The 7,819-nt window shown below is 49.2% G+C and carries 7 protein-coding genes; 6 read left to right on the top strand and 1 reads right to left on the bottom strand.

Going from position 1 to position 7,819, the window contains the following annotated elements; translation table 11 throughout:
* Positions 1-813 (top strand): glycine--tRNA ligase (locus SOW26_RS04275; RefSeq protein ID WP_320651951.1); only part of this gene is annotated, 813 nt, incomplete at its 5' end.
* A 253-nt stretch (positions 814-1,066) separates the two neighbouring features.
* Here SOW26_RS04275 and sstT read toward each other — a convergent pair.
* Positions 1,067-2,293 carry a serine/threonine transporter SstT gene (gene sstT / locus SOW26_RS04270; RefSeq protein WP_154476257.1) on the bottom strand — a complete coding sequence of 409 codons (1,227 nt, stop codon included), beginning with the start codon at positions 2,291-2,293 and terminating at the stop codon, positions 1,067-1,069.
* 334 nt (positions 2,294-2,627) lie between these two features.
* Between sstT and SOW26_RS04265 the strand changes: the two genes are divergently transcribed.
* The 5 genes from SOW26_RS04265 to SOW26_RS04245 are packed head-to-tail and all read left to right on the top strand — an operon-like array spanning position 2,628 to position 7,806.
* Entirely contained in the window at positions 2,628-3,800 is a 1,173-nt protein-coding gene (locus tag SOW26_RS04265; protein ID WP_320651950.1) for a phosphopentomutase, read from the top strand.
* Positions 3,800-4,216, top strand: a complete 417-nt coding sequence (gene cdd / locus SOW26_RS04260; RefSeq protein ID WP_154476255.1) for a cytidine deaminase — start codon at positions 3,800-3,802, stop codon at positions 4,214-4,216. Before SOW26_RS04265 ends, cdd begins: the two co-directional genes overlap by 1 nt.
* Positions 4,217-4,237: 21 nt before the next feature.
* Entirely contained in the window at positions 4,238-5,773 is a 1,536-nt protein-coding gene (locus tag SOW26_RS04255) for an ABC transporter ATP-binding protein (RefSeq protein WP_320651949.1), read from the top strand.
* Positions 5,757-6,851, top strand: a complete 1,095-nt coding sequence (locus SOW26_RS04250; protein WP_154476253.1) for an ABC transporter permease — start codon at positions 5,757-5,759, stop codon at positions 6,849-6,851. The genes SOW26_RS04255 and SOW26_RS04250 overlap by 17 nt, the downstream gene beginning before the upstream one ends.
* A 1-nt stretch (position 6,852) precedes the next feature.
* A complete protein-coding gene (locus SOW26_RS04245) occupies positions 6,853-7,806 on the top strand; it encodes an ABC transporter permease (RefSeq protein WP_154476251.1) in 954 nt (317 codons plus the stop codon).
* Positions 7,807-7,819: the final 13 nt, after the last annotated feature.

Here is a 7,819-nt window from a genome sequence, read left to right as displayed (position 1 = left end):
AAGATCCCGTTTGGAATCTGTCAGATCGGAAAATCCTTCCGGAACGAGATCACACCGGGAAATTTCACCTTCCGTCCCCGGGAGTTTGAACAGATGGAGATGGAATTTTTCTGCGAGCCGGACACCGATCTGGAGTGGTTTGACTATTGGAAATCCTATTGCCTGAACTGGCTGCGGACCCTGGGCATCAAGGAGGATGAGATGCGCTACAGGGATCACGAGAAGGAGGAGCTGAGTCATTACAGCAAAGCCACAACAGACGTGGAGTTCCTCTTCCCGTTTGGATGGGGTGAGCTTTGGGGGATCGCGGATCGCACGGACTTTGACCTGACGCAGCATCAGAACACCTCCAAGCAGGATCTGACCTACTTTGACGATGAAAAGAAGATCAAATACCTTCCCTATGTGATCGAGCCTTCTCTGGGAGCGGATCGTATGGTGCTGGCCTTCCTTTGCAGCGCCTACGATGAGGAGGAACTGGAAGGCGGAGACATGCGGACGGTACTCCGGTTCCATCCGGCTCTGGCGCCTGTAAAGGTGGGCGTTCTGCCTCTGTCCAAGAAGCTGAGCGAAGGGGCGGAAAAAGTATATAGTCTGTTAAGCAAAAAATACAACTGTGAATTTGATGAAAGGGGAAACATCGGAAAGAGATACCGCAGACAGGATGAGATCGGGACTCCTTTCTGTGTGACCTACGATTTTGATTCAGAGGAAGATCAGGCAGTTACGGTAAGAGATCGGGATACCATGGAACAGGAAAGAGTGAAGATCGCAGATCTGCCTGCTTATTTCGAAAAGAAGTTTGCATGGTAGAGATTTGTCAGGATCTGCCGAAAGGACAGAAAAGACAGACAGGGTGCAGGTAAAAAACCGCTATCCTCCAGGAACAGCAGGAGGGTGGCGGTTTTGTCATAAAAAGCAGAGAGGAGTCGTGGCTCATAGGAGGCTTATAGGACAAGAGGTGTTGGGCTATCGCCTCAAAAGAAAGCCCCCGTTGACCTAAGGCAGGAAAACGGGGACTTTTTTACGCGTAAGCGATTATTGTTACATCACAGCTTGGGATGTATTATTTTGCTTCATAGTGCTCCGGATGGAGTCTTCTGTCACGCAGTTCTGCAATGGCTGTGTACAGAACGTCTGTGGAAGAGTTCAGAGCAGTCTCGCAGGAATCCTGGATCACACCTACGATAAATCCAACACCAACCACCTGCATTGCCAGGTCGTTTGGAATACCGAACAGGCTGCAGGCAAGCGGGATCAAAAGCAGGGAACCACCGGCTACTCCGGAAGCTCCTGCAGCACTTGCTGCAGAAAGGATACAAAGGATCAGAGCAGTAGGAATATCTACGTGGATACCTACAGTGTGTGCGGCTGCCAGTGCAAGGATGGAGATGGTAATAGCAGCTCCGCCCATGTTTACCGTTGCTCCCAGCGGGATGGAAATAGAATAGGTGTCCTCATCCAGGCCCAGCTCCTCACAAAGCTCCATATTCACCGGGATGTTTGCAGCAGAGCTGCGGGTGAAGAATGCGGTGATACCGCTGTCTTTGAGACATTTTAATACCAGTGGGTACGGGTTCTTGCGGATGCACAGGAACACTACGATAGGATTTACCACCAGCGCCAGGAAAGCCATGCTTCCTACCAGTACAAGGATCAGTCTTCCGTAGTCCAGAAGAACATCCAGACCCTGCTCGGAAACGGTGGTAAAGATCAGACCCATGATACCGAAGGGTGCGCAGCTGATGATCCATTTTACGCCATGAGATACAGCCTCGGCTACGTTGTCAAGCATATTTTTGGTGGTGTCGCTGGCGCCTTTTAACGCGATACCAAATACGATCGCCCAGGCCAGAATACCGATGTAATTTGCTTCTGAGATGGATGCCACCGGGTTTTTTACCAGGTTCATCAAAAGATTGGTCAGGACTTCTCCCACGCCGCCCGGAGCGGTCATTTCCTCTACGCTGTCTGTCAGAGTAAGCGTAGTGGGGAAGAGGAAGCTGGCAAGAACTGCCACAAGACCTGCCAGAACATTTCCCAGCATATAAAGGAAGACAACGAACTTCATGTTGGTCTTCTGTCCTTTTTTCTGGTTACAAAGAGCGCTGATAACCAAAAAGAATACCAGTATGGGTGCGATTCCCTTCAGGGCGCCTACAAACAGGCTTCCCAGCATGGAAATAGGGGTTGCTTTCGGAACCAGAAGTCCCAGGATGATACCGACTGCAAGTCCGCATATGATCCGTTTTACAAGACTGATGCTGTTCCACTTTTGAAATACATTTTTCATTTTTCTCTCTCCTTTTCTTTTTTCAGTGAAAATCACACTGATAACGATAGTAAAATTATAAGGAAAAAAAAGAAATTTGTAAACAATTACAGAGCAATAAAAGTGAAAAACATGAAGGATGGAAGAAAAAAAGGAAAGAAAAAAGTGAAAGTGCATAAAAACAAAATGGAAAAACTATATATTTCTTACAAATAAGATACCGAATAAGTAAAAAAGGACTCCTGTCCTTTTTGGTGATTGTAAAGTCTACTATAATTAGGACAGAAAAAGTCAGAAAAGGAAGTCATTGTTACCATGACCAAATAAGTTGTGGCATTGTAATGGAGGAACATATATGAAAAACAAGAACAGAGTGTTTCTAATCGTATTAGACAGCTTCGGAGTGGGGAATGCTCCGGATGCGGCAGACTTTGACGATGCGGGATCCAATACCCTGAAAAGCATTGCGGCGAACGAGGCGTACAGGACGCCCTGCATGAACCGGATCGGTCTGGGGAAGATAGACGGGGTGGATTACCTGCCGTCCCCGGAAAAGACGGAAGGAGCCTGTGGGAGACTGACGGAAGCGTCCAGAGGGAAGGATACTACCATCGGACATTGGGAGATTGCAGGTCTGATTTCCAGAGAACCGCTTCCTACGTATCCGGATGGATTTCCGGAGGAGATCCTGGAGGAGTTTACGCGGGTTACGGGAAGAGGCGTGCTTTGCAACAAGCCCTATTCCGGAACGGACGTGATCCGGGATTTTGGAGCGGAGCATATGGAGACAGGAAAGCTGATCGTCTATACGTCTGCCGACAGCGTATTCCAGATCGCGGCACATGAGGAGATCGTTCCTATTGAAGAACTTTACCGGTACTGCGAGGAAGCAAGAAAGATCCTGACGGGGAAACACGGGGTGGGAAGAGTCATTGCAAGACCGTTTGTGGGAGAACCGGGAAATTTCCAGAGAACAGCCAACAGACACGACTATTCTCTGCTGCCCCCCAGGGACACCATGCTGGACGCTCTTTTGGAAGCCGGATACGATACTTACGGAATCGGAAAGATCTATGATATTTTTGCGGGGAAAGGGATCGCACATACACAGAGGATCCAGAACAACGTGGACGGGATGGAAAAGGCTATCGAAATGCTGCAGCAGGATTTCAACGGGATCTGTTTCGTCAATCTGGTAGATTTTGACATGGTGTACGGTCACCGAAACGACATAGAAGGCTACGCCAGGGCGGCCACTGTATTTGATGAGCAGCTGGAGACCTTTATAGCCGATATGAAGGAAGAGGATATCCTGATGATCACAGCAGATCACGGATGTGACCCGGGCTTTAAAGGAACGGATCATTCCAGAGAGCAGGTGCCCTTCCTGGCATACGGGCGTCAGATCAGAGAAAATGTCAATCTGGGAACCAGAAGTACCTTTGCAGATATTGCGGCAACCATCCTGGACATTTTCCAGGTAAACAATATCGCCGACGGCACCAGCTTTAAAAAGGAGATCATGTGATGACGAACCAGGAATTATTTGAGGAGGCAAAGAAGGCAAGGCTTCAGGCTTATACGCCTTACTCCCACTTTCAGGTGGGAGCGGCGCTGCTGACCAGGAGCGGGAAGGTCTATCATGGATGCAATATCGAAAATGCAGCCTATACGCCCACCAACTGTGCAGAAAGGACAGCTTTCTTTCAAGCGGTTTACGAGGGAGAAAGAGCTTTTGAAAAAATCGCCATTGTGGGAGCCAAAGAAGGGGAGGAGCCTACAAATGTCTGTGCGCCCTGCGGTGTGTGCAGACAGGTGATGAGAGAATTCTGCAGTCCGGAAGACTTTTGCATTCTTCTGGCAGACGGAAAGGGAGGGATCAAAGAGTGGAAGCTTCGCGAGCTTCTGCCCTGCGGATTCGGACCGGAGGACTTAGGAGAGTAGATTCTAAAGGAGGAAGGGAACGTGGAATACGTAATTGAGATGAATCACATTACCAAGCAGTTCGGAACATTCAAAGCCAATGACGATGTGACGCTGAAGGTAAAAAAAGGAGAGATTCATGCGTTGCTGGGAGAAAACGGCGCAGGGAAGTCCACGCTTATGAGCGTACTGTTTGGACTGTACCAGCCGGAAGCAGGCGAGATCAAGATCAAAGGAAAGCCGGTAAAGATCAATAACCCCAACGACGCCAACGATCTGGGGATCGGAATGGTTCATCAGCACTTTAAGCTGGTACATAATTTTACCGTACTGGAAAGCATTGTGCTGGGGCATGAGACCACCAAAGGCGGCGTCCTGAAGATGGATGAAGCCAGAAAAAAAGTGATGGAGCTTAGCGAAAAATATAAGTTTAAGATCGATCCGGACGTGCACATTTCCGACATCACGGTGGGAATGCAGCAGAGAGTGGAGATCCTCAAGATGCTGTACTGTGACAATGAAATGCTGATCTTTGACGAGCCGACCGCCGTTCTGACGCCGCAGGAGATCGATGAACTGATGAAGATCATGAAACAGCTGGTAGCAGAGGGCAAGTCTATCATCGTCATTACGCACAAGCTGGATGAGATCAAGCAGGTGGCGGACCGGTGTACCGTGCTCCGCAAAGGGAAGAGCATCGGAACCATTGAGGTGGCGGAAACCTCCAAGGAAGAGATGTCGGAAATGATGGTGGGAAGAAAAGTCAATCTCCATGTGGAAAAGTCTCCTTTTCAGCCGGGAGAGCCTGTATTTGAGGTGAAAAATGCCACGATCCATTCCAAGCACGGAAAAGATGTGGTAAAGGATGTGTCCTTTACGGTTCACAAGGGAGAGATCCTGACCATCGCAGGGATCGACGGCAACGGACAGTCGGAGCTGATCTATGGGATCACCGGCATGATCCCCATGGAAGAAGGAAAGGTATTCCTGAATGGGAAAGATATTACAGGAGAGAGCATCCGGCAGAAATGCCTGGACGGCGTGGCACATATTCCAGAGGACAGACATAAGGACGGACTGGTGCTGGACTACACCCTGCAGGAAAATTTGGTTCTGCAGACCTATTACCTGGATCGGTTCCAGAAAAACGGGTTTTTGAAGTTTGATGCCATCCGGGAGTATGCGAAAAAGCTGATCGACCAGTTTGATATCCGTTCCAGCAGAGGAGAGGACAGTGTAGTAAGAGGAATGTCCGGAGGAAATCAGCAGAAGGCCATTATCGCAAGAGAGCTGGACCGGAATCCGGAGATCGTAATCGCAGTCCAGCCGGTCAGAGGTCTGGATGTAGGAGCCATTGAATATATCCATAAACAGCTGATCGCACAGAGAGATGCAGGAAAAGCAGTGCTTCTGGTATCTCTGGAGCTGGATGAGGTAATGGATGTCAGCGACAGGATCGTCGTGATGTATGAGGGAGAGATCGTAGCAGATGTAAAGCCGGAGGAAGTAACGGTAGAAGAGCTGGGACTTTACATGGCAGGAGCAAAAAGGAGTGTGAGTCATGAAGCGAAAAAGTAAGTGGATGCAGGGAGAAGGAGCCGTTCGTCTGAGTTCTTCCATCCTTGCCATTATATTTGGTCTTTTGTTTGGACTGTTGATCCTGATCGTCAGCAATCCGTCCCAGGCTTACGGCGGTTTTATGATGATCATCCAGGGATCTTTTACAGATGGGATCACAGGGATCGGAATGATGCTGTATTATTCGATTCCCATCATCATGACAGGACTGTCGGTGGGATTTGCTTTCCAGACAGGACTGTTTAATATCGGAGCTTCCGGACAGTTTACGGCGGGGGCGTTTGTGGCAGTATTTATCGGTGTAAAATGTACCTTCCTGCCGGCGGGGATCCACTGTCTGGTCTGCATTTTGGGAGCGACCCTGGCAGGTGCTTTGTGGGGAATGGTGCCGGGAGTATTAAAGGCTTACCGTAATGTAAACGAAGTAATTTCTTCTATCATGATGAATTATATCGGAATGTATCTGGTGAACTTTCTGATCGCAAAGACCATCTATGATCAGATCAAAAACCAGTCTCTTCCGGTTGCAAAGGGCGCCAACCTTCCTACGGCAGGGCTGGATCAGCTGTTTGCCGGGACAAAACTAAATGTGGGGATCCTTCTGGTGATCGGCTGTGTGATCCTTGTACATATCATTTTGAACAAGACAGTGTTCGGCTATGAGCTGAAGGCCTGTGGAAAAAACAGCAATGCCTGCAAATACGCAGGAATCAGCGCCAAGAGAAATATTGTGATGTCCATGATCATTGCCGGAGCCCTGTCCGGTATGGGAGGAGCTCTTTTGTACCTGTCCAATACGGGAAAATATCTGCAGGTACTGGATATTATCGCACCGGAAGGCTTTTCCGGAATCTGCGTGGCACTTCTGGGACAGTCCAATCCGGTAGGGATCCTGTTTGCCGGTCTGTTCATCGGCCACCTGACCGTGGGCGGATCCAACATGCAGCTGTTTGACTTCGTGCCAGAGGTCATTGACATTATTATCTCTGCCATCATCTACTGCGGAGCGTTTGCACTTTTGATCCAGAACCTGATCCACAGCAGACGGATGAAAAAATCAAAGAAGGAGGAATCGTAAAATGAGTATTTTGTATTTTATCATGCAGCAGACTATGTTTTTTGCCATTCCACTTCTGATCGTGGCAGTGGGAGGCATGTATTCTGAGCGAAGCGGAGTTGTCAATATTGCTCTGGAAGGAATCATGATCATGGGGGCTTTAGTAGGAACGGTATTTATCCATTTGTTCCAGCATCAGATCACCGGACAGGCTCTGCTGATATTGGCGATTCTGGTAGCGGGACTGGTGGGAGGCGTTTTCTCCCTGCTGCATGCGTTTGCAGCGGTAAACATGAAGGCGGATCAGACCATCAGCGGTACGGCGCTGAATATGTTCGCACCGGCCTTTGCCGTACTGGTGGCCAGGATGATCCTGGGTGTACAGCAGATTCCCTTCAGCAACACCTTCCGGATCGACAGTGTGCCTGTTTTGGGAAAGATCCCGGTGATCGGGCCCATGCTTTTCCAGAAATCCTATATTACGACCTATATCGGGCTGGTTATTTTTGCAGTAGCGGCCTTTGTGATCCAAAAGACCAAATTTGGACTTCGCCTGAGAGCCTGCGGGGAACATCCCAGCGCGGCGGACTCGGTGGGAGTCAACGTTTATAAGATCCGGTATGCGGGAGTCTTCATCTCGGGAGTGATGGCCGGAATCGGAGGACTGGTGTTTATCATCCCCACCTCTACCGTATTTAACGCCAGCGTGGCGGGGTACGGATTCCTGGCTCTTGCCGTGTTGATCTTTGGACAGTGGAGGAGCAAGAAGATTTTCTATGCGGCATTTTTCTTTGCGGTAATGAAAACGCTGGCGAGCGCTTATTCAGCGATTCCTATGTTGAAGGGGCTTCCTCTTCCCAATGAGTTTTACAAAATGTTCCCTTACATCGCCACCTTAGTGGTGCTGGCATTTACATCCAAGAATTCCCAGGCGCCGAAGGCAGTGGGTATTCCGTATGATAAGGGAAGCAGATAAAGGAGAGACGAAA

This window comes from Suipraeoptans intestinalis (assembly GCF_034091795.1).
Lineage (GTDB): Bacteria > Bacillota > Clostridia > Lachnospirales > Lachnospiraceae > Suipraeoptans > Suipraeoptans intestinalis.
This window is presented reverse-complemented; position numbering and strand designations above follow the sequence as displayed.

Coding starts and splice junctions, on each gene's coding strand:
- SOW26_RS04265 (WP_320651950.1), top strand. CDS start 2,628: ATGAAAAACAAGAACAGAGTGTTTCTAATCGTATTAGACAGCTTCGGA.
- SOW26_RS04245 (WP_154476251.1), top strand. CDS start 6,853: ATGAGTATTTTGTATTTTATCATGCAGCAGACTATGTTTTTTGCCATT.
- cdd (WP_154476255.1), top strand. CDS start 3,800: ATGACGAACCAGGAATTATTTGAGGAGGCAAAGAAGGCAAGGCTTCAG.
- SOW26_RS04250 (WP_154476253.1), top strand. CDS start 5,757: ATGAAGCGAAAAAGTAAGTGGATGCAGGGAGAAGGAGCCGTTCGTCTG.
- sstT (WP_154476257.1), bottom strand. CDS start 2,293: ATGAAAAATGTATTTCAAAAGTGGAACAGCATCAGTCTTGTAAAACGG.